Source organism: Vibrio sp. QJM3NY_35, from assembly GCF_057785915.1.
The window spans coordinates 456,360-477,388 of the sequence record NZ_CM173508.1; the positions used below are offsets into that span (position 1 = coordinate 456,360).

The window sequence follows — 21,029 nt, forward strand, 5'->3', positions numbered from 1 at the left end:
ACTAATATGAATAACTCAAAGCCTCTACCATCGTTCGGATTAGCACTAGCACCTATAGCCGTTATGTTTGCGTTGCTTGCTATTGGATACGGTGTTTTAGGACTTCGCATTGAAGTGCTACTACTGATTTCTGCAACTTTCACTGCATGCATTGCTTGGAAAATGGGCTATAACTGGGATGACATCATCAACGCCATTGTTGAGAAACTTGCTAAAGCCATGCCCGTCATTTTGATTTTAGTTTCCGTAGGCGGCCTCATTGCCAGTTGGATGATCAGCGGCACCATCCCATACATGGTTTACTGGGGGCTTAAAGTCATCAGTGCTGAATACATACTCATCGCCGCCTTCTTTGTGACTTCGATTGTATCGGTATGTACGGGTACTTCTTGGGGCTCTGCGGGGACGGTTGGTGTGGCACTTATGGGGGTTGCTGCTGGCTTGGATGTATCACTTGCAGCCGCAGCTGGTGCTGTTGTCTCTGGTGCTTACTTTGGCGACAAGATCTCGCCTCTTTCTGATTCAACAAACTTTGCGCCTGTTGTCTCGGGCACCACACTGTACGAACATATTCAGCACATGCTTTACACGACGCTACCAGGCTTTGTGATTGCTTCTGTGGTTTTCTTCTTTGCAGGACAAAGCGCTGATGTCGCAAACATTGGTCAACCGGAAAAAGTAACGCAAATCCTTGCGGGGCTAGATAGCCTTTATAACTTCAGCATCTTCCTTATCATTCCGCCAGTTATGATTCTTTGGGGTGCATTAACTAAGAAACCCGTTCTACCACTAATGTTAGGAGCTTCAGCACTAGCGATTGTACTGGGAATGGTTCTACAAGGGTTCTCTCTACAACAAGGCTTCCAAGCTTATGTCGACGGCTTCAATGTTTCATTGTTTGAAGCAAAAGGAACAGTGACTGATGGGCTAATCCCAGACGTATCAAAACTGCTTAACCGTGGTGGCCTGTCCTCAATGATGAGCACCATTCTACTGGTGTTCTGTGCCTTCTCTTTCGCTGGTATTTTAAGCCTGACGGGCGCGTTAAATGTGGTACTGGGTCGTTTCCTGCATCTTATCCACTCAACAGGGCAGCTTATCGCATCAACAGTGATCGCGACTATTACCGTAGTTTTCACGACATCAGATGGCAAACTAGCTCTTCTTATTCCAGGTGAATTGTTCCAAAACGCTTACCGTAAAATGGGGCTAGATACTAAAAACCTATCAAGAACCATCGAAGACGCGGGCACGATTATTGAGCCACTGGTTCCTTGGACTGCTGCGGGTATTTACATGGCAAGCACACTAGGTGTAGCGACGCTAGATTACCTACCTTGGGCAATCCAATGTTACACCGGTGTCGTTTTCGCTCTGATTTATGGCTTCACTGGGTTTGGCATTGCACGCGCAAAGCCTGAACAGTTAGAAGACTCAGTAGAAACATCTCTAGCTCACAGCACTAAGTAAGGCTCACATCTTATGAATTCTTTCGACAATACGATTAACCGCCGAAACACAGGGTCGGTAAAGTGGGACTTTATGGAGCAGAAACTAGGGTTGGAAGGATCTGACTTACTGCCAATGTGGGTATCTGACTACGACTTCCAAGCACCTCAGCAAGTGCTCAACCGTTTAGCGCAAGATATCTCGCATGGTATTTTTGGTTACTCAGAACGTCAGGATGACTATTACCGAGCTGTGATTGATTGGTTCAAAAGCCAACATAACACTGAGATCGAAAAAGAGTGGATCACGACAATACATGGTGTATTGCCCGGTATCGCTATGGCATTACAAATGCTCACACAAGTGAATGATCAGATAGTTATTCAAAGCCCAGGCTACGGTTCATTTCGTAAGATCATCGAACTCAATGATCGCCGAGTTCTAAACAACCCATTGATTGAATCTGATGGTCACTACCAGCTTGATTTTGCACATTTGGAAGATTGTTTCGCCAGTGGCGCAAAGGCTTTGATCTTCTGTAATCCTCATAATCCGACAGGAAGAGCCTGGAATGAGCAAGAGATAACGCAAGTTGCCGAGCTTTGTAAAAAACATGATGTATGGCTGATCAGTGATGAGATTTGGAGCGATTTAACACTGGCACCCAATGTATTTCACTCCACATTGAAATTGCCAAGTTCACTAACCGACAAACTTATTGTCGCAACAGCGGCCAGTAAAACCTTTGGTTTGTCGTCATTGAGAATTTCGAACTTTATCATCCCTAATTTGCAGTTGAAGGATCAGTTTGTTCGTCGTTTGGATGCTCATGGCATGGATTGCTTCAACAGCCTATCAATGTCAGCGGCCACCACTGCGTATCAAGAGTGTGAAACTTGGTTGACAGACTTAAAACACTATCTGCAAGACAATATAGAAACGCTGAACGGATTCATAAAAGCAGAATTGCCTCATATTCGTTTCACAAAACCCGAAGCGACGTATCTTGCTTGGCTAGATTGCCGTGCAATGAAACTGAGCGATGCAGAGCTAGAACGTAAACTCATTGCAGCCGGCATTGTACCGAGCATGGGTTGTGCATTTGGCGAGGAAGGTTCAGGGTTTATTCGCTTGAATCTAGGGTGTCCTGAAAAAGTATTATCAGACGCTTTGGTGCGACTCAAAGCGGCATTAGGCATAGATAGATAAATAAATAGATAGATAAATAAGTAATTAGAAAACGTAACCCAACCAATACAACAAAGCCCCACTCAACCGAATGGGGCTTTGATTATTCTTACTCTTTACTTAGTTCAATGGGAATTAACCTTCCCAAGCAAACTGTTCAAATACTTTGTCTACTGGCGTTTTGGCAACGCGGTTTACGTAGTTGCTGATCACTTTCTGAGACAAGCCAAGAATCACTTCTAATACCTGTTGCTGACCATAGCCCGCTTCGAAAAATGCTGCCATTTCACTTTCAGGCACATTGCCACGATTACGTACCATGCTTAACGTGAAGTCGTGCAATGCTTGCAGTTTTTCAGTTGGCAGTGCGGTGCGATTACGAAGTGCTTCGGTGATTGCAGGATCAACCTTCATTGAATGTGCAATGCCAGTATGCGCAGGCACACAGTAATGGCACTCGTGCTCAACATTTATGGTTTGCCATACCACGGTTAACTCATCAGCATCAAAAGACGAATCACTAAATGCTTGATGAAGCTGCGTGTAAGCTTTGAGAGTATTAGGTGATTCAGCCATCACCCCAAAAAGACCAGGAACTCGACCCATCTGTTTTACAGCCCCTTCAAGAATGGGTTTGCTTTGCTCTGGTGCTGATTCTACTGAGTGAATTTTAAAGTTGCTCATGTTCTATTCCTTTCGATTCTTTATACTAATTTGATTCACAATCGGAGTGATATATGACTGTTCTCCGTTGGCGTGAAAACAATATAGATCAAAATAGAACGACCGTTCAAGCGTTAATTTGAACAATCGTTCAGATTAACGCTATTTATCGAATCAACAATTAAGAAATAACCGTATTCATTTGAGAAGTTCTGACCCTATCCGTATGATTTAAATAAAAAACCCATCAGACAACATCTGATGGGCTCGCTTCTAACTCTGAATTCTTATTTCAATCAACGATCAATATTAACGGTACAAACCTTCAGGTCGCCTAATCACATTTAATCTCATCACAAGGTTAGAGAGCTTTCCCTTCAAACTGGTAAAGCTCTCTAAGCGTGTCTTTTAGCCATAGAACGATTGGGTTGTAAGCATTGCGTTTATGCCAAATCATGGTGAACGGGATCAGCAGCTTTTTGGCGTTCTCTTCATCTAGAGGAATAGGCAGACAAGTAAGATTAGGATGAAGTTGTTCAACGTAACGTCGGCAGTAATTCGGTGCCACGGTAGTCATTGTGTGGTTTGATTGAGCTGTCATAAATAGTGACTGCTCAAAGCCAGCTAAAGTCAGTACGATATTTCGGTCTAGTTGTAAGTCGGTAAGCACTTCATCCAGCGCCAATGTTTCGCTTTTCTCCCACACAATATTGATGTGAGGATATTTAAGGAAAGCCTCAAGATTCCACTCTTCTTGTAACGCTGGGTGATCTTTTCTCAAGTACACCACTGGCAAGTCGTGAAACAGAACCTCGAAGTCGATGAAATATGGCAGCGCGTCTAAGGACTCTTTCGAACGCGGATGGCTTTCTCGCCCAGAAAACCCAATGTCAGATTCACCGCGAACGATGGCATCAATCGAATCATAATCCCAATTACGCATTTTGATTTTCGCGTCTGGGTAGCGTTGATACACGCTTTGCGTCAGCTCATTGAGCATGATTAGCGACAGAGGAGATTCTGCTTCTAGATTCAAACGCAGATCTTTTGGGGCATCGTCACCACGTGTCGTCAATATTTGACTACCGATCTGCAGCCAGTCTTGAAGATCTTTCGCCATACTCAGCGCAAGTGGCGTTGGTGTTAAACCTCTTGGTGTCTTTACAAATAAAGGATCATCAAACCAATCTCGAAGTTTAGTAAGTGATTTGCTCACCGTTGACGGCGTGACGTTGAGCTTTTTGGCAGCTTTCGAAACACTCTGTTCCTGCAGCAGCAATTGCAGAGTGAACAACAGATTTAGATCAAGACGAGCTAGTGGCTTCTTCATAATCACTTTTAACTTGGGAAGGATCTACCCATAGTATTAGAGCAATACTGATAACTCCACCAGCAGCCAATATAAATACCAACATATTCAATGCACTTAGCCCGATAACACCCATCAACCAGATAAACAGTGCCGACGTGCACACCTGAGAAACGCCCAGTATCGAACTTGCTACTCCTGCTCTTTGTGAATAGCAGCTCAACGCTTGGCTCATCGCAACACCAAAACCCAGTGAGAAACCGCCGCACACGAAAGCAAAACCCAACAACGTGACGTAATGGCCTAAGCCGCCATCAATCGACGCAAACAACAAAATGGCCGCCATAACGAAGCACGCTTGTGAAGTCAGCATCAGGTTCTTTTGTTTAAACACATTCAAAGCAAACGGAGCTGAGAAGGAAACCAACATGCTCACCAAAGCGGTGAGTGCCATGGTGTAAGAATACTGACCTCGGTCGAAACCAAGCTCTGTCATGATCAGCATTGGAGACACATTCACGTAAGTCAGAATAGCCGTCACGCCTAAGCTGGTCATGATCACACGACTGATAAACAACGGGTCTCTAAACGTTTCGGTTGAAGTTGATTGAGATGTCTCAGATAAGGAAGCTTTTACTAACACCGACTCTGTAACCTTCGGTTTAGTCTCTTTTAGCACGAGCACCGACAACACACACACCACCACTCCCATGCTCGCCATTGTCGTGAACAAACTGGGCCACGGGTAAACCGTCATGATTAGGTGGCCAATCACAGGAGCAAGTACTGGTACGATGCAGGTAATGCCATTCATCATCGACAACACCTTAGCGCGTTTTTGATCGTCTAACACATCTCGCAGTATGGCGAATGCCACCACATAACAAGACCCCGCGCCAACACCTTGGAAAAAACGAACCGCAAGAAACGGTTCCGCACTAGTGACGATTCCGCCTAACATCGAAGAGATCGCAAAGACAATCGCACCGAAAATCGCGACAGGCTTTCTTCCTACACTGTCGGCAAATTTGCCGGCAAACAACATGGTGGTTGCCATTCCTGCGAGATAAATAGAGAACGCGACATGAAGCTGCGCCTCAGAGGCATTCAAATCCGCTGCAATTTGGGGCAAGCCAACCAGATACAAGTCAATCGCCGTTGGATACAAAAGAACAAGCGCAAAACTACAAAACAGAAAACGATACATAAAAACCCCACATAATTGGTGTGAGGATAATAAGAGCGAAACGCCAAACTACCGAGTGGCTTCTGCGACAACGGATATTTCCATTTACGACAAACCCTCAGTATGTGGAAAAGGCGATAGACAAGAATTAACGAAATAAGCAAGGTTTTGACTCAATTCGGCTGAAATTAAGACACCGATTTATCAGCTATAAACCACAGAATATTACTCGGTGATCAATTTACAAAAGTTATCAGAACGCTAAAATCAGTCACTCGGTGAATACTTAAACCAACCACACATATACACCAGAAATTCCTGCTTAAATTTTTTAGAAAAATTCAAAATTTATTAGAAATTAACCCCTAACTTTACTGAGTAATTTGTTAGGCTTGGCAACAAATATTTACAATCCAACAAAAAATTAATTGGACACTTTGAGGTTGCTTTCTTGAATATGAAATTATTCGGCAGTTCTTTGATTCTGTCAGGAACTGCATTAGGGGCTGGCATGTTGGCTATCCCAATGGTGTTGGCCCAATTTGGCTTCATGATCAGCTCAGTGCTGATGCTACTTATCTTTATCGGCACCACATACTCTGCACTCCTCCTGGCAGAAGCATGCACTAAAACTAAAGACAACAGTGGCATGAGCAGTGTTGCTTACCTCACTCTGGGCAGCAAAGGTAAACACTTTATCAATGCACTCTTTTACCTGTTGCTAGTATGCATGTTGATCGCTTATATCTTGGGTGTCGGTGACATCATTCATAAGCTACTGCTCGACGTTGGTGTCGATGTATCAGCATCTGTTGCGTATACCATTTTCAGCCTATTGATGGGTGCTATCGTAGTCTCGGGCAAGTCTTATATCGACAAACTGAATCGCGGGCTATTCATCTTGATGGTCGTGATGCTGTTTATCGTTATCGCGTCATTATTTAGCAACATTCGCCTTGATTACCTAACTCAAACCAGCCAATACACGGCCAACGACGTAGTGCAATACAGCGCAGTTATCTTTACTAGCTTTGCCTCTATGGTGGTGATCCCGTCACTGGTTATCTACAACCGTGAAGCGACTCAAAAGCAGATCCGCAATATGATTCTGCTTGGCTCAGTGATTCCATTAATTTGCTACCTAACTTGGTTGTTCGCGATTATCGGCAACCTCGGCACAGACGCGATCAGCCAGTTCCACAATATCTCTGAGTTGATCTCTGCGTTCAGCGGCCAATCTGCTTGGTTGAAAGTGGTGATTGCGCTGTTCTCTGCTTTAGCCTTGGTGACTTCTTTCCTCGGCGTGTCTATGGCGCTGTATGACCAAAACAAAGACGCGGTAACCAACAACAAGCTAATGGCTTACGCTCTGACCTTTGTACTGCCTTTGGTATTGGCTGAATTGTTTGCTAGCCAATTCGTCAGCATGCTCGACTATGCAGGCATGGTGCTGGTGTTCCTAGCTATTTGGGGGCCACTCGCAATGGTAGTTAAAGTTCGTAGGCCTGACTTCCCTCACCTACAAACCGAGGGCAGCTACACAGCAGCTGGTGGCGACACAGCACTAATGGCAACATTCGGTTTTGGCGCTTTGATTTTCGTGTCTTGGTTTATGGGGTAGATCCCAATTGAATGGACTATCTGTTGCCATTTAGAAGACAGCAGATACAAATAGCCCGTTAGTCCTGCTATTAAAAGTAGAGACTAACGGGCATTTTACTTCTTATTGGAGTGCTTGCTAGTTAGCTCTTAAACGTACTCGCAATATCTTTCAATGAAGCTGCTAACTGAGCTTGTTCTTTGGCTGTTGCAGCTATTTGCGTTGCACCTGTCGTAGATTCTGTCGACTTCTGCTCTACTGCCATAACGTTTTGAGCAATATCTTGAGTCACTACCGCTTGCTCTTCGGTCGCGGTTGCGATCTGCTCAGTCATGCTAAAGATCTCGCTTACCGATACTGAGATTCCTTGTAAAGTGTGCTCGACCTCTTTTGAATCCTCAACCGCTTTAGACGACATCTTCTTGCTGTTATCAATCACATTAAACGCGGTTTGCACATCAGACTGTAGCGAGCTGATGAAACCTTCAATTTCAGCTGTCGACTGTTGAGTACGCTGTGCTAGCGTGCGAACTTCATCAGCCACTACCGCGAATCCGCGGCCTTGCTCACCCGCACGAGCCGCTTCAATTGCCGCGTTCAATGCTAACAAGTTAGTCTGTTCAGCGACGGACTTAATCACATCAATCACACTGTTAATGTTGTTGCTGCTTTCGTGTAGGTGCGTGATCTTTTCAGCTAGGTCATTAATTTCAGATGCCAGTTTCTCGATCGAGTGGTAAGAGTCTTGGACTGTGCTCAAACCTTCTTGCGACTGCTCATCGACCATTTTAGCGGAGCTTGCTGTCTGCTGTGTTTTCGCCGCGACTTCGTTCACCGCAGCCGATAGCTCTTCTGTCGCCGTTGCAACCAAGCCAATTTGGTCTTGTTGTTGAACCAATGTATTCGAGTTGTAGTGACAGGTTTGTGATGTTTCTTCAGCGGCAGAAGCCAAGGTCAAACTCGATTGAGACAAGTTATCGATGACATTCGAAAACTTCTCTAGCGTTTCGTTGAGTGCCGAAGAGATCAGTCCAAGCTCGCTGTTGCCAACGAACTTAGCACGAACTGTTAAGTCGTTGTCATTACGAACCTTAGACAACATCACTGTAAGGTCTTTTACTCTCATCGTTAGGTCGCTGATCGCCTTATAGCTCACAAAGGTCGCGAACAAGGTTATCAAAACAAACAGACCAATACTCATCATCATCGTAGACTGCGCCTCTGACATTTTAGTCTCTGTCAGTGCGATGAGTGACTGTGCTAGGTGATTTTCAGTTTTCTTCAGCTGAACAATACGCGCGGTAGATTGCGAGAACCAGTACACAGGATCAACATCAAAACCGCTCATCTTAGATTCAGCCAAACCACGTAGCTTTTCTACTTCTGCCACCGAACGATCATTCAATTGCTGTTCAAAGAAACGAACGTTAGCTGGGTTACTCAATACCTCAAAGTTTGAGAAGTACGTATTTTGCTCAGTCACCAAAGAGATGAATTTAACCAACATGCCTGGGCCAAATTCATTTTTAGAGAAGGTATTATTTAGGACAGCACGCTCGATACCTGCTCGCTCTTTACCTTGTAAAAAGTTGTAGTAAGCGATGGTTTCAGTGGTGATGGCAGCATCAGAGCTAAGCTCAGCAATTAACGCCGATACGCTCAGCAGCTTTGCATTGAGTTTGGTGTAGTAACCCAAAGCTTCAGACAGAGGAATCGATTGAGAATCGACTCGATTTCGAATAGAAGTAATTTGATTTAGGCTTTGGCTTATTTCAGTGTTCAGCCGAGTGATCTGCGGTAAATCGATTTCAGCAGATTGCCAGTATTCGGTTTTCAGATTACGTCTATTATCTGCACTGGCTCTTTGTGCACGTAGTTCACTGACAAACTTAGTGCCCTGTGAGCCGATGAACCCAGCCGTCATTCCACGCTCTTTTTGTAACTCATGCACAAGTTCACTGTACACAACCGACAAACGGGTAAGTTGGTTTAATGAAGACAATTCACTGGTGGTTTCTACGCCTTTCGAAATCGCAGAAACGCTAAGCCATAGAAATCCCAAGATCGGTAAAATAAGCAAAGCAATGATTTTTTGCTTAAAAGACATATCGGTTAATTTCATTATCATTTCCCTAGCAGCTAACAAATCTTTTCAGTCATCTAACTCGCACATCCTTAATAAGATGCGCCTCAATTGTGACTGTATAATTATTCAACTTGATCAATGTGCATCAATTACCGTGCCACACAGATCGCGATGCGATGAAGGTAACATTTAACTTTACAAAACACATTGACTTACCGATAAAACTGTTAGCTAAGCGACCTAACGATAACAAAAACACGCGCAACAACATTTAATTGACGCAAGCGACTGAAATATAACACATTTTAACTACCCAAAAGGGGTAATTCCGCACCAATTATGTGCTCAGAGAAAACGATATATTCAGAACTAAATATAGATTCAACGCTCACCAGCGATTGACTCACAACTAGCCAACTCCCTATTCTGCGCTGATTAACTGTCTATTCCTCGTTAACTAAATATGTATAATGCCGAATTATTAAAGTAGAGATTCGCAATAAATATGCGACAAAAACTGAGAGACATTGTATGGATTGTCCCGCTTGCGAAGAACATATCGGTTGGGAATGGGTAGAAGAAGCGGCCATTGAGCCCAATGAGGAATTCGATTGTCCAGAGTGCGAAGCAACATTGATGTACACCATCGATGAAGGCACTTACTACGGCGCTCAGCACAAGACCGTAGAAGTTATTGATGATTAAGAGATTTCCTGATGATCGAGACGTTTTATTAACTCTTTTATGTACTAAGCCTGTGCAAAGCAGCCAAACACACCTTTACTAGAACGGGCGTTCAGCATAAAATATTGAACATATGTTCAGATTAATGAAGTAGATGTTATGGCTAAGACCGCTAAGTTCGATAGACAAGACGTAGTAGATAAAGCAACGAACCTGTATTGGGAAAAGGGCTTTCATGCGACTTCTATGCGTAACCTGCAAGACGTGGTTGATATGCGCCCGGGCAGCATCTACGCGACGTTCGGCAGCAAAGAAGGCTTGTTTAAAGAGACATTGGCTCGCTATACCGAACTCGGCATTCTCAATTTGAACCGCTTCCGCAGTGAGACAGGCTCTCCAATTAAAGCGCTTGAAAGCTTTATCAAACGCGCGGTGGTTGAATCTAAACAGAGTGCGCCTAACGGCATGTGTATGCTGGCTAAAACCGTTGCTGAACTGACGGATGAACACGCAGAATTATTGGGCGAAGCAAAGAAATCACTCAAAATAATGGAAGGCGAGTTCGCCAAACAGATTGCCGAAGCGCAAGATTTAGGTGAGATAAGTAAAGATCGAGAACCCGCTCAACTTGCTCGCCACGTTCAGGTTCAAATTGCAGGGCTACGCACTTATGCAAAAACCTGCGATGACACAGAACTACTCAACTCAATGGTTGAAGACATCTTCAAGTACCACCCTTTTTAGCAGCTGAGCTTATATAAGCTCAGACCTACAAAAAGACGCCCAAGTATTACTCTAATACTTGGGCGTCTTTTTATTTATCGCTTTTCAGCCAATCTTAAAGCCGATTGCTTTTATACTTTCCTCATAATCAACGCCTGCGCATTGAGCATCGCCTCTTTGGTGCTGACATCTAAGGTTTTGACGTTCGCAAAGCGCTCGACTTCTTTGATCGCCACGTCGTGAGCGAAGATCACCAACCTCGCCCGTTCAATATCTTTTTGTGTGATGCGATTGCCTATCCCGCTGGCGCCCTGCGTTTCAACTTTTATTCTAACCCCGAGATGATGAGCCGCCTTTTCCAAAGACTTCGCCGCTAGAAACGTATGGGCAACACCAGATGGACAAGAAGTAACAGCCAGCACATCAGCCAACCCTTCTTCCGTGACTGAACCACCTGTTGTTCGATTCAATCGCGACTCGTCTTCAACGACATTCTTTTTCAGTAGTATCACAATAAAGGCTGTTGTCAGCGCGCCCGCTAATGTTCCGACAATATAGCCAATTTTGCCATCAACCACTGGCAATACGATCCAACCGCCCCATGGTGCATGGTTGATAACATGGAACATAAAGCCAACCACATTACCGACAATGCCACCAGCAACCACTGCAGGCAGAACACGTGCAGGATCAGCCGCTGCAAATGGGATTGCACCTTCACTGATGCCAATCATTCCCATAATACCCGCCGCTTTTCCGGCTTCGCGTTCGTCTCGTTTGAATTTCTTAGGTGATATGAAAGTGGCAAGAGCCATGCCTAACGGTGGCGTACAGATGGCAATACCGACGCCCCCCATCAACCAAGGTTGAGTGTTTACCTGCGTTTGAGCAAACAGCGTCGCCACTTTGTTGATTGGGCCGCCCATATCAAAGGCCGTCATCGCCCCTAAAATACTGCCCAACACCACTTTCCCTGAGCCCGCCATGCCAGTGAGCATTTGGTTCATCTCAAGCATCACATACGCGATAGGAGAACCTATCACCCACATCACGGCGCCACAGGTAATGAAGGTGCCAACTAAGGGGTAGATAAAGATAGAACTCAGCGAGATCATGCTGTCTGGCAGTTTGATCTTCTTGAGTAAATTAACCACAAAGCCCGCGAAAAAGCCGACCACAATCGCACCAAGGAAACCAGTGTTGTATTGATTGACCGCAACCCAAGAACCAATCATTCCGGGTGCTAAACCCGGTTTGTCGGCCATTGAGTAGGCGATGTAGCCGCCTAGTACGGCAGTAAACAGGGTTAAGCCTGCGATGCCCATCTGTGCGATGTCAGCCAGAACACCGCTTTCAGGTACTGCGCCATGGCCAGACATCATCACCGACAAAGACAAAAGCACACCACCTGCAACCACGAAAGGAATCATGTGTGAGGTGCCGTATAATAAGTGTTCTTTGAGGCGATTAAGAGATTGTGCCCAAGGGCTTAGTGGTTCGACATACACTTCATGATGGCTAGAGGCGTAACTATCGAAAGATTCAGAATTGGCTTCGAGAAACAGCTCTTGAGCTTCCTCGACCGACTCCACCGCCTTTAATTTTGTAACAAAGCCATCTTCGATAAGTCTGGTCGAAATCTGAGCCAGTACCTCGATATGGTGATCGTCGTTGTTGTCTGGTGAAGCGAGCATAAAGAACACATCCGACAGCTCGCCGCCGTCTGCGCCATAATCAATACCCGACCGGCTAACTCCAACCGCCACTGCTGGTTTAGCGACAGCAGAACTTTTCGCATGTGGAATCGCAATACCATCATCAAAACCTGTATTACCTATGGTTTCTCGCTTCCACAAATCAACAAGGAAATCACTTTTACTGGAGAGCTTTCCTGCTGAATCAAGCATCTCAGCAAGCTCTTCAAATACCGCTTGCTTAGAGTCTGCCTTCAAATCTAAGCAGATAATCTCGGGCTCGATAATGTTGGTGATATCCATATGCTGCTCTGCCTCGCCTGATTTCAGACTGAAGTAATTACGTAAGTGATAAGGTTAATAAGATGAAAAGATTAACGGTGTGAAGGCACTCAATATATAGGACGAAAGGTGCATTAACTGGATTATTGTAACCAAGAACTCAGAGTGTGACTTTCACCTTGGAATAAAAAACGCCAATCCATAAAATCCACAGAACCCATAACAATATCGTCCCTCCCCCATGCGAGCTTTCTATACTGGATTTTCCATGCAAGATAGCTTCTCCAAGGTAGCTTTTGTAACGTAACAGGGATGAGATTAAGCCGAGAATAATAATGAGAATTGTAGCGGTAACTGCGTGCCCTACAGGCATTGCGCATACTTATATGGCAGCTGATGCTCTAAATAAAACAGCCCCTAAGTTCAACGTTTCAATCAAGGTTGAGACGCAAGGCGCTATGGGTATTGAAAACTTACTGACCGCCCAAGATATTACCCTCGCAGACAAAGTGTTGATCGTCTCTGACATCGACATCGAACAACCAAGCCGATTTGACCCAGCTAAAACCGTATTTATTCCAATGGAAGAGGTGTTGTTGAGTGTCGATAAAGTCTTTATTAAGCATTGTCGAACTTAAACTTTTGATGAACGAATACCAGATCACCTTCTTCGTTAACGATCCTGCCGCGAACTCACATGTCGCGCAGCCGCTGACTCGCTTAGCGAAGAAGTTCAAAAGCAACATCCGCATTATCAACATCACTCAAAATCGAACCGCTGATCTCTCAAAATCCGTCGCGATGCTGCAAGTAGGTTTACTTCGTGGTGATTTGTGTCAGATAACCGCGGTTGGTATTGATGCGGAGCTTGCCTGCTTCGTTCTCAAAGACGTCATTGCAGAACATTACGACATGGTTGGTTCGCAAGTGAACCATGAATTCTCTAGCGATTTGATCCAGAGAATGCCACAGATATGCCCACCTTGTGATATCAAATGGCACCACGCTAAGGCGCAAACCCAACTGACCAAATTTGAGTGCTTAAAAGGGCTCGCTCACCTTGTTTATCCAGAAGATCCAGATGAACTGATTCTGGCATTCATTAAACGAGAGGAACGCTCTTCAACCTGCGTGTCACCGGGTATCGCACTGCCGCATGTGATGTTTGAATCGACTCAAGATCTCTCGATTGCGGTTATCGTCAGTGACGACCCGATTGACTGGGCATCACGTATCGGCGAAGTGCATGTCGCAATTGCTCTTGTTCTACCAACCAAGCCACAACGAGAGCACATTGTGGCGGCGACCAACCTAACTAGAAACCTCCTTCACGATCAGGTCAATGAGCGTCTGCAAAAGACCCGAAGCAGTGTCGACCTACAAGCTCTGTTGATGTACATCTCGTCACGCCTGATTTGATTACCAGCTCGTTAGTTCTAGATGGATCCTCGATATTCAGTCGGCGTTCTACCGGTGCGATTCTTAAACACGCGACAGAAGTAATTCACATCCTTAAAGCCACAACGTAATGCCACTTCATTGAGCTTGAAGTTGTACTTTTTGAGCATGAACTTAGCGCGGTCGACTCGAACACGGGTGATGTATTCTGCCAGCGTCATGTGGCCTTGTTGACGGAACATTCGCGACAAGTGATTGGATGAAATGCTAAAGCGTGAGGCAATGCTGTCTCGGGTGATTTGACGGTGGAAATTCTCTTGAATGTAGATACAAATCCCTTGATACACATCCTGCACGCGGCTGTGAGATTTCTCGACAGGCGCATCCAACATCGTCTTACTGTATTGCAGCAGCGCTTGTAGTAGCAGTTCATCCATCGGCTGCTTGTTACTCTCGCGCGCTAACGAGCTAAGCGCCTCTAGAATGTTATCTATCGCAAAACCCGAGCGAGTCTGAATACTGTGCTTTTGAATGTCGTAAAAGCTCTCTTCCCCTTTGTGCTTGCTCACCAAGCTTAAACCAAGCTGACGACGACCAAACAGCATGCTCAGCACTGAGCAGTCAGTATCCCAATTCGGCTTATTCCAACAGTTCGGTGGAATGAAAATCGCATCCCCTGCTTTGGCGATAACGTTGGTGATCTTACGATCATGACTCTCCATTTCATTTATATACTCTCCGTCTAGCACTAACTCTAAACGTGGAAAGTTCACCTGATAACTGCATGCTGAAGGCGTATGGAAATCTCCCGCAAACCAGATGTTATGAAACGGTTCTCGCTCATTTAATACAGACGAGATTAAGTCATGAAATATCATTATTCGAACTCTAGTGGGCAGCAATAAGGCTACGAGAATAGATATACCCCTTAGTGAAACATAGCGCTATTGAGCAAAATCACAATTTGAGATCTAGGTTACAAAAATCCAGTCATGGAAATAAATTTCCAGTAACGAAACTGACCTAGCATGTTCCTGACTGGATAAAAAAATACGCTACAGCCCTTATAAATAAAAGCCTCAACACATCTTAAAGTCTGTCAACACCATCCTAAAAACGACCACTCGACCGATCAAAGTCACACTCCATTTAGAAGGCAACAATCATCCAGTAAATGCATTTTTTCTTCACTACAGAAGGCAAGCTGTAGATTCCAGAATACCCCTAACAGAATAAAAACAGAGTAGGGGTTCATTATGATCACAACACTGATCAATCAAGGTTTGATTAAGCTATCGCTTAGCGCCAATTCCAAAGAAGACGTATTTAAAGAGCTGATAGATGTGCTGTACGCACAAGGTCGAATTTCAGACAAAGCACAGTTTCTTGCCGACATTAAAGCGCGAGAAGAGCAAGGTAATACCGGGTTTGAAGAAGGCATTGCTCTACCACACGCAAAAAGCAGCGCGGTGATCAAACCCGCGGTTGTTATCGGTGTCCACAAGCAGGGCATAGAGTACGGTGCCGATGACGGTCAACCATCAAAACTGTTCTTTATGATTGCGTCTCCCGATGGCGGCGACAACCATCACATTGAAGTACTGGCAGAGCTTTCTTCACAACTGATTGAAGAAGATTTTATCGAAAACTTCATGAATGCTGACTCTGAACAAACGGCGTTAGAGCTACTGCTTACCAAACCTGAACCATCAGCAACCGAAACCAACGTTGAGAAGCAAGGCTTCATCATTGGCGTGACTGGCTGTCCTGCTGGCGTTGCACACACTTATTTAGCAGCCGAAGCACTAGAGAAAGGCGCGGCGGCTCTTGGCTACGACATCAAGGTAGAGACCAACGGTTCTATCGGGGTTAAAAACAGCCCAACTCAAGAAGAAATCGAACGTGCGGACGCTATCGTTGTTGCTTGTGACAAACAAGTCGACATGGCTCGCTTTGCTGGAAAGCGCGTGATCAAAACCAACGTAAAAGCGCCAATCAAAGACGCGCAAGGCTTGATTAAACAAGCACTCAACGCACCTAGCTACCAAGCCGAACAAACACCGACCAATCAATCTGTTGTAGAGAAAGCATCACAAGCGCGTTCTGACCTTTATCGCTACTTGATGAATGGCGTATCACACATGATTCCATTCGTGGTGACTGGCGGCCTATTGATTGCCCTTGCACTGGCGATTGGCGGCGAACCAAGTGAATCTGGCATGGCAATTCCTGCTGGCAGCATGTGGAACCAAATTCTAGAAGTCGGTGTGGTTGCCTTCACCCTGATGATTCCAATCTTGGCTGGCTACATTGCTTACGCGATTGCTGACCGTCCAGCCCTAACCCCTGGCCTTATCGGTGGTTGGATTGCTAACAACGGCTCTTTCTATGGTGCTGACGCAGGTACTGGCTTCATTGGCGCGATCATCGCAGGCTTGTTAGTCGGTTACTTCGTTAAATGGATTACCTCATTTAACTACCACAAATTCGTTCAACCACTTGTGCCTATCATGATCGCTCCGATCACTGGCTCTTTGTTCATCGCAGGTCTGTTCATTTTTGTTATTGGCGCACCTATCGCTGGGCTGATGGATGCCCTTACTGCGCTGCTAACCAGCATGAGCACAGGTAACGTGGTTCTGTTAGGTATTGTCCTTGGTGGTATGGCCGGTTTCGATATGGGCGGTCCATTCAACAAGGTGGCATTCCTATTCTCGGTCGGCATGATTGCCAGCGGTCAAACTCAATTCATGGGTGCGATGGCGTGTGCAATTCCTGTTGCTCCACTGGGTATGGCTATCGCAACCAGACTTGGCCGTAAGTTCGACCTATTCGAATCTTCTGAAATTGAAGCGGGTAAGGCAGCAGGTGCGATGGGCTTGGTGGGCATCTCTGAAGGTGCGATTCCTTTCGCAGCTCAAGACCCGATGTCGGTTATCCCTGCCAATGTACTTGGCTCAATGACGGCAGCGGTTATGGCGTTCTCATTTGGTATCACCAACAGCGTTGCCCACGGTGGTCCAGTGGTCGCTTTACTAGGCGCAATGAACTACCCAATGCTCGCTCTTCTATGCATGGTATCGGGTGCGGGCGTAACTGCGGTTACTTGTATCGCGCTTAAAAATCTACGCAAAGCCAAGCTAACGACAGCAGCGGCTTAAGCCATTTCAACTCCAATGGCTTGAGCACCTCTACTCTACTTTTTTAGTAGCTAATACTTTAGTTGCAAATAGGCCGAATAGAGCTCAAGCCATGTTTCCCTTCATGGTGATTTCGATGTCTGATTTTTCTTTAGCGAACGACTCGTTCGTGCAACGCTTTTTCTACCCTATGACCAACGTGATTCAGAATTACGCATGGGGTAGCCCTTCTTCGTTTAGCCAACTGTTTGGTATTGATAACCAATCTGGTGAGCCGCAAGCGGAGATCTGGATGGGCGCTCACCCCAATGGTTGTTCTATGGTGAACAATAACGGGCAGCAGACCACCCTATCGAGCTTGATCTCTCAGAACCTAAACCTGTTTCTAAGTGAGAAAGTGGCGAGTCGTTTTGGTGAGCTGCCGTATCTGTTTAAGGTATTAGCAGCAGAGAAAGCACTCTCTGTTCAAGTTCACCCAAACAAGCAACAAGCAGAATCAGGCTACGCTCTTGAAGAGCAGCAAGGTATTCCGATGACAGCGGGCAACCGCAACTACAAGGATCCTAATCACAAGCCAGAACTGGTATACGCCCTAACCGACTACACAGCGATGAATGGCTTTAGGTCGATCAGTGAGATCCTTGAGCATTTTGATTACCTCGACATTCCTGAGTTGCATTCGATGGTCAACGACCTCACGGGCGACCAAACGCCTAATGGATTAGCCTGCTTCTTTGCAAGCTTGTTGTCTCTGGAAGGCGAGCAAAAAGGCATGGCGTTAACCATGCTGCTGATGAAGGCCAAGCTTTCTGATAAACGTGTATTCCAATTGATTTCAGAACTGGAAGATCAATACCCAGGTGATGTAGGCCTGTTTGCACCGCTGTTATTGAACGTGATCACCTTAAAGCCTGGGCAAGCGATGTATCTAGATGCAGAGACACCCCACGCTTACATCAAAGGGACGGGCTTAGAAATCATGGCGAACTCAGACAATGTGCTGCGTGCAGGGTTAACGCCTAAGTACATGGACGTGAATGAACTGGTTTCTTGTACTCGATTTAATGAAAAGCCTGCGGATAGATTACTGCTCAGCCCGATTGAGCAAGGTGATGTGATGGAATACCAAATTCCAGTTGAGGACTTTAAGTTCTCTATCGTGCAAAACTCACATCAAAGAAAGATCACCACTGAGGGGGCAGAGATCCTGCTTCCGCTCGACGAGTCTATGGTGCTCACTCACCAATGTGGCGAAACCTGCGTGATAGAGAAAGGCCAGTCGGTATTCATTCCGGCTTATGCTGAGAGTTACAAACTGGATTGCGTTGGACGCGTAGCGCGCGCTTACAGCTAGTTCCCTCACAAATCAGTACAAAGTCTTAATGCCCTGCTCATGCGGGGCATTTTTTTCTATAGCTCTTTTCTTCCGACAGCTTTTTTATTCCTACAGAAAGTTATTTCAACACCGAAGTACACCATTAAATATGACTCATCTCACACTGGATGAATGATGCAAATCACACTTAATTTTGCTTGGTACAAATGTACAGTGGAGGGCTTTTATTTGCTATTTCGCGAATCGGGTTAATCCATTAATTTTAATTCAAGAACTTCAATAGTGAATGAGTTAATAAATGATCACACAGCTAACTAACGTCAACTTAATTAATAACAACCTTCAAGCGAATAATAAAAAAGAGCTGTTTAAAGAGTTGGCAGGCATGTTATTTGAGAACAACCGAATCAGTAATAAAGAAGCCTTCTTGGCAGATATCGAAATTCGTGAATCTCAAAGCATTACCTCGATGGACGGCATCGCTTACCCACACTCAAAAAGCAAGGCTGTCACTGAGCCGGCAATTGCAGTCGGTGTTAAACGTGAAGGTATTGAGTATGGCGACGAAGACGGCATTAACCCAACCGTATTTTTTATGATTGCCTCACCCGATAACGGTGCTGACCATCATATTTATGTACTACAAGAACTATTTGGAAAATTCAGCGATGAATTTATTCAAGATATCCATAACGCAAAAGACGAACAACAGATCCTTAATATTTTAATTAATTCATAAGGCGTAGAAAATTATGAGCACCCTAACAACTCAAGCTACGAATACCAATAATAAAAACAGTAGTAGCGACTTTAAAAAAATCCTTAGTACCATGAAAGGCCACCTGCTTTTCGGAACCTCACACATGCTGCCTTTCATCGTAGCTGGCGGTGTTCTATTGGCGTTAGCGGTCATGGCATCAGGCAAAGGTGCAGTACCAGCAGACGGCTTGCTGGCAGACATCTCTAATATCGGTATCAAAGGCCTTGTTCTTTTCCCAATCATTCTCGGCGGCTTTATTGGTTACTCCATTGCAGATAAACCAGCACTAGCACCTGCGATGATCTCTTCTGGCATCATGGCTGACATGGGCGGCGGCTTCCTTGGTTGTATCGTGGCAGGCTTTATCGCCGGTGGCGTGGTGTTCCAGCTTAAGAAGATCCCGCTTTCTGCAAACATGACGGCGCTGGGTGCTTACTTCATCTACCCGCTTCTAGGCACGTTAATCTCTGCAGGTATCGTACTATGGGGCATCGGTGAGCCAATCAAACTGTTCATGTCTTCAATGAACGAGTTCCTAGCTTCAATGGCTGGCGCATCTAAGATGGTTCTAGGCACAATCCTTGGTGGTATGACGGCGTTTGATATGGGCGGCCCTATCAACAAAGTAGCGACCCTATTTGCTCAAACTCAAGTAGACACGCAACCTTGGCTAATGGGCGGCGTAGGCATCGCAATTTGTACACCACCTCTAGGCATGGCACTGGCGACTTTCCTATTCAAAAACAAGTTCTCTAAACAAGAGCAAGAAGCAGGTAAAGCAGCAGCAATCATGGGTTCTATCGGTATCTCTGAGGGTGCTATCCCGTTCGCAGCGAACGACCCAATGCGCGTACTTCCTTCAATCGTTGCCGGTGGTATCGTGGGTTGTGTATTCGGCTTCATGACAGACGTTCTACTGCACGCACCGTGGGGCGGCCTAATCACTGCGCCAGTATCAAGCAATATTCCAATGTACGTCGTCGGTATTGCGCTAGGTTCACTAACTACGGCGGTTATCGTTGGCTTCTGGAAGCCAGTAGCGGTTGAAACCGAAGAAGACATGGTTGAAGCGCCAGTACAAGCTCAAACAGCTCCTGTAGCAGGCGAAGGCGAGTACGACATCGTAGCCGTAACATGTTGCCCTTCTGGTGTTGCACACACCTTCATGGCGGCAAAAGCACTAGAGAAAGCAGGCTTAGCAGCTGGCCTTAAGATTAAGGTAGAAACACAAGGTCAAAACGGCATTCAGAACCGCATCAGCGACCTAGATGTGGCTAACGCAAGGCTGGTTATCTTGGCTCACGATATTCAAGTAAAAGACGCACACCGCTTTGCTAACGCGAACGTGATTGAATGCTCGACTAAGGAAGCGATGAAGAAAGCCGCGACTATGGTCGCTATTTAAAGCCAAAGGTTATCTAAAGCCAAAAGCTATCTAAAAGAATCAATAAATTAGTGAATGCTCACTATTGATAAAGTAACTACCCCCTAGTAACTAAAATCCCCATTCGTTTATCAACGAATGGGGATT

General features: G+C 45.4%; 17 protein-coding genes. 11 read left to right on the forward strand and 6 right to left on the reverse strand.

Features of this window, described 5'->3' with window-relative positions; genetic code table 11:
• Positions 1-6: 6 nt before the first annotated feature.
• Together nhaC and AC3CH3_RS17500 are read left to right on the forward strand one after the other, a co-directional pair.
• On the forward strand, positions 7-1,470 hold the full coding sequence (gene nhaC, locus AC3CH3_RS17495; protein ID WP_488538823.1) for a Na+/H+ antiporter NhaC: 1,464 nt from the start codon (positions 7-9) through the stop codon (positions 1,468-1,470).
• Positions 1,471-1,482: 12 nt separating this feature from the next.
• Positions 1,483-2,658 carry a MalY/PatB family protein gene (locus AC3CH3_RS17500; protein ID WP_488538824.1) on the forward strand — a complete coding sequence of 392 codons (1,176 nt, stop codon included), beginning with the start codon at positions 1,483-1,485 and terminating at the stop codon, positions 2,656-2,658.
• A 114-nt stretch (positions 2,659-2,772) separates the two neighbouring features.
• Here AC3CH3_RS17500 and AC3CH3_RS17505 read toward each other — a convergent pair whose 3' ends face one another.
• The 3 genes from AC3CH3_RS17505 to AC3CH3_RS17515 all read right to left on the reverse strand — a co-directional run bounded on the left by AC3CH3_RS17505 (position 2,773) and on the right by AC3CH3_RS17515 (position 5,816).
• Entirely contained in the window at positions 2,773-3,321 is a 549-nt protein-coding gene (locus AC3CH3_RS17505; protein ID WP_171314357.1) for a carboxymuconolactone decarboxylase family protein, read from the reverse strand.
• Positions 3,322-3,661: 340 nt separating this feature from the next.
• Complete coding sequence (gene yidZ, locus AC3CH3_RS17510) at positions 3,662-4,630, reverse strand: HTH-type transcriptional regulator YidZ (RefSeq protein WP_488538825.1); 969 nt, start codon at positions 4,628-4,630, stop codon at positions 3,662-3,664.
• Complete coding sequence (locus AC3CH3_RS17515) at positions 4,605-5,816, reverse strand: MdtL family multidrug efflux MFS transporter (RefSeq protein ID WP_488538826.1); 1,212 nt, start codon at positions 5,814-5,816, stop codon at positions 4,605-4,607. Before AC3CH3_RS17515 ends, yidZ begins: the two co-directional genes overlap by 26 nt.
• Positions 5,817-6,252: 436 nt before the next feature.
• Between AC3CH3_RS17515 and AC3CH3_RS17520 the strand changes: the two genes are divergently transcribed.
• On the forward strand, positions 6,253-7,416 hold the full coding sequence (locus AC3CH3_RS17520; protein ID WP_019826395.1) for an amino acid permease: 1,164 nt from the start codon (positions 6,253-6,255) through the stop codon (positions 7,414-7,416).
• Positions 7,417-7,537: 121 nt separating this feature from the next.
• On the opposite strand, the gene AC3CH3_RS17525 is transcribed toward AC3CH3_RS17520, so the two are convergent.
• Positions 7,538-9,517: a methyl-accepting chemotaxis protein gene (locus AC3CH3_RS17525; RefSeq protein ID WP_488538827.1), complete on the reverse strand. Its 1,980-nt coding sequence runs from the start codon at positions 9,515-9,517 to the stop codon at positions 7,538-7,540.
• 495 nt (positions 9,518-10,012) lie between these two features.
• Here AC3CH3_RS17525 and AC3CH3_RS17530 point away from each other — a divergent pair, with 495 nt between their 5' ends.
• Together AC3CH3_RS17530 and AC3CH3_RS17535 are read left to right on the forward strand one after the other, a co-directional pair.
• A complete protein-coding gene (locus AC3CH3_RS17530) occupies positions 10,013-10,186 on the forward strand; it encodes a hypothetical protein (RefSeq protein ID WP_017061661.1) in 174 nt (57 codons plus the stop codon).
• Positions 10,187-10,324: 138 nt separating this feature from the next.
• Entirely contained in the window at positions 10,325-10,909 is a 585-nt protein-coding gene (locus AC3CH3_RS17535; RefSeq protein WP_488538828.1) for a TetR/AcrR family transcriptional regulator, read from the forward strand.
• Positions 10,910-11,019: 110 nt separating this feature from the next.
• On the opposite strand, the gene AC3CH3_RS17540 is transcribed toward AC3CH3_RS17535, so the two are convergent.
• Positions 11,020-12,885, reverse strand: a complete 1,866-nt coding sequence (locus AC3CH3_RS17540) for a fructose-specific PTS transporter subunit EIIC (protein ID WP_488538829.1) — start codon at positions 12,883-12,885, stop codon at positions 11,020-11,022.
• Positions 12,886-13,199: 314 nt separating this feature from the next.
• On the opposite strand from AC3CH3_RS17540, the gene AC3CH3_RS17545 reads away from it, so the two are divergent.
• Positions 13,200-13,502, forward strand: a complete 303-nt coding sequence (locus AC3CH3_RS17545; RefSeq protein ID WP_004732927.1) for a PTS fructose transporter subunit IIB — start codon at positions 13,200-13,202, stop codon at positions 13,500-13,502.
• 7 nt (positions 13,503-13,509) lie between these two features.
• A complete protein-coding gene (locus AC3CH3_RS17550; protein WP_017061657.1) occupies positions 13,510-14,283 on the forward strand; it encodes a PTS sugar transporter subunit IIA in 774 nt (257 codons plus the stop codon).
• Positions 14,284-14,300: 17 nt separating this feature from the next.
• On the opposite strand, the gene AC3CH3_RS17555 is transcribed toward AC3CH3_RS17550, so the two are convergent.
• Positions 14,301-15,140, reverse strand: a complete 840-nt coding sequence (locus tag AC3CH3_RS17555) for a helix-turn-helix transcriptional regulator (RefSeq protein WP_488538830.1) — start codon at positions 15,138-15,140, stop codon at positions 14,301-14,303.
• Positions 15,141-15,518: 378 nt separating this feature from the next.
• On the opposite strand from AC3CH3_RS17555, the gene AC3CH3_RS17560 reads away from it, so the two are divergent.
• The 4 genes from AC3CH3_RS17560 to AC3CH3_RS17575 all read left to right on the forward strand — a co-directional run bounded on the left by AC3CH3_RS17560 (position 15,519) and on the right by AC3CH3_RS17575 (position 20,903).
• Positions 15,519-17,423 carry a PTS fructose transporter subunit IIABC gene (locus tag AC3CH3_RS17560; RefSeq protein WP_488538831.1) on the forward strand — a complete coding sequence of 635 codons (1,905 nt, stop codon included), beginning with the start codon at positions 15,519-15,521 and terminating at the stop codon, positions 17,421-17,423.
• A 115-nt stretch (positions 17,424-17,538) separates the two neighbouring features.
• Entirely contained in the window at positions 17,539-18,756 is a 1,218-nt protein-coding gene (gene manA / locus AC3CH3_RS17565) for a mannose-6-phosphate isomerase, class I (protein ID WP_019826381.1), read from the forward strand.
• A 280-nt stretch (positions 18,757-19,036) separates the two neighbouring features.
• Positions 19,037-19,477, forward strand: coding sequence for a PTS sugar transporter subunit IIA (locus tag AC3CH3_RS17570; RefSeq protein WP_019826380.1), 441 nt, complete (start codon positions 19,037-19,039; stop codon positions 19,475-19,477).
• A 13-nt stretch (positions 19,478-19,490) separates the two neighbouring features.
• Entirely contained in the window at positions 19,491-20,903 is a 1,413-nt protein-coding gene (locus tag AC3CH3_RS17575; protein ID WP_017104538.1) for a PTS fructose transporter subunit IIBC, read from the forward strand.
• The last annotated feature ends 126 nt before the right edge of the window (positions 20,904-21,029 follow it).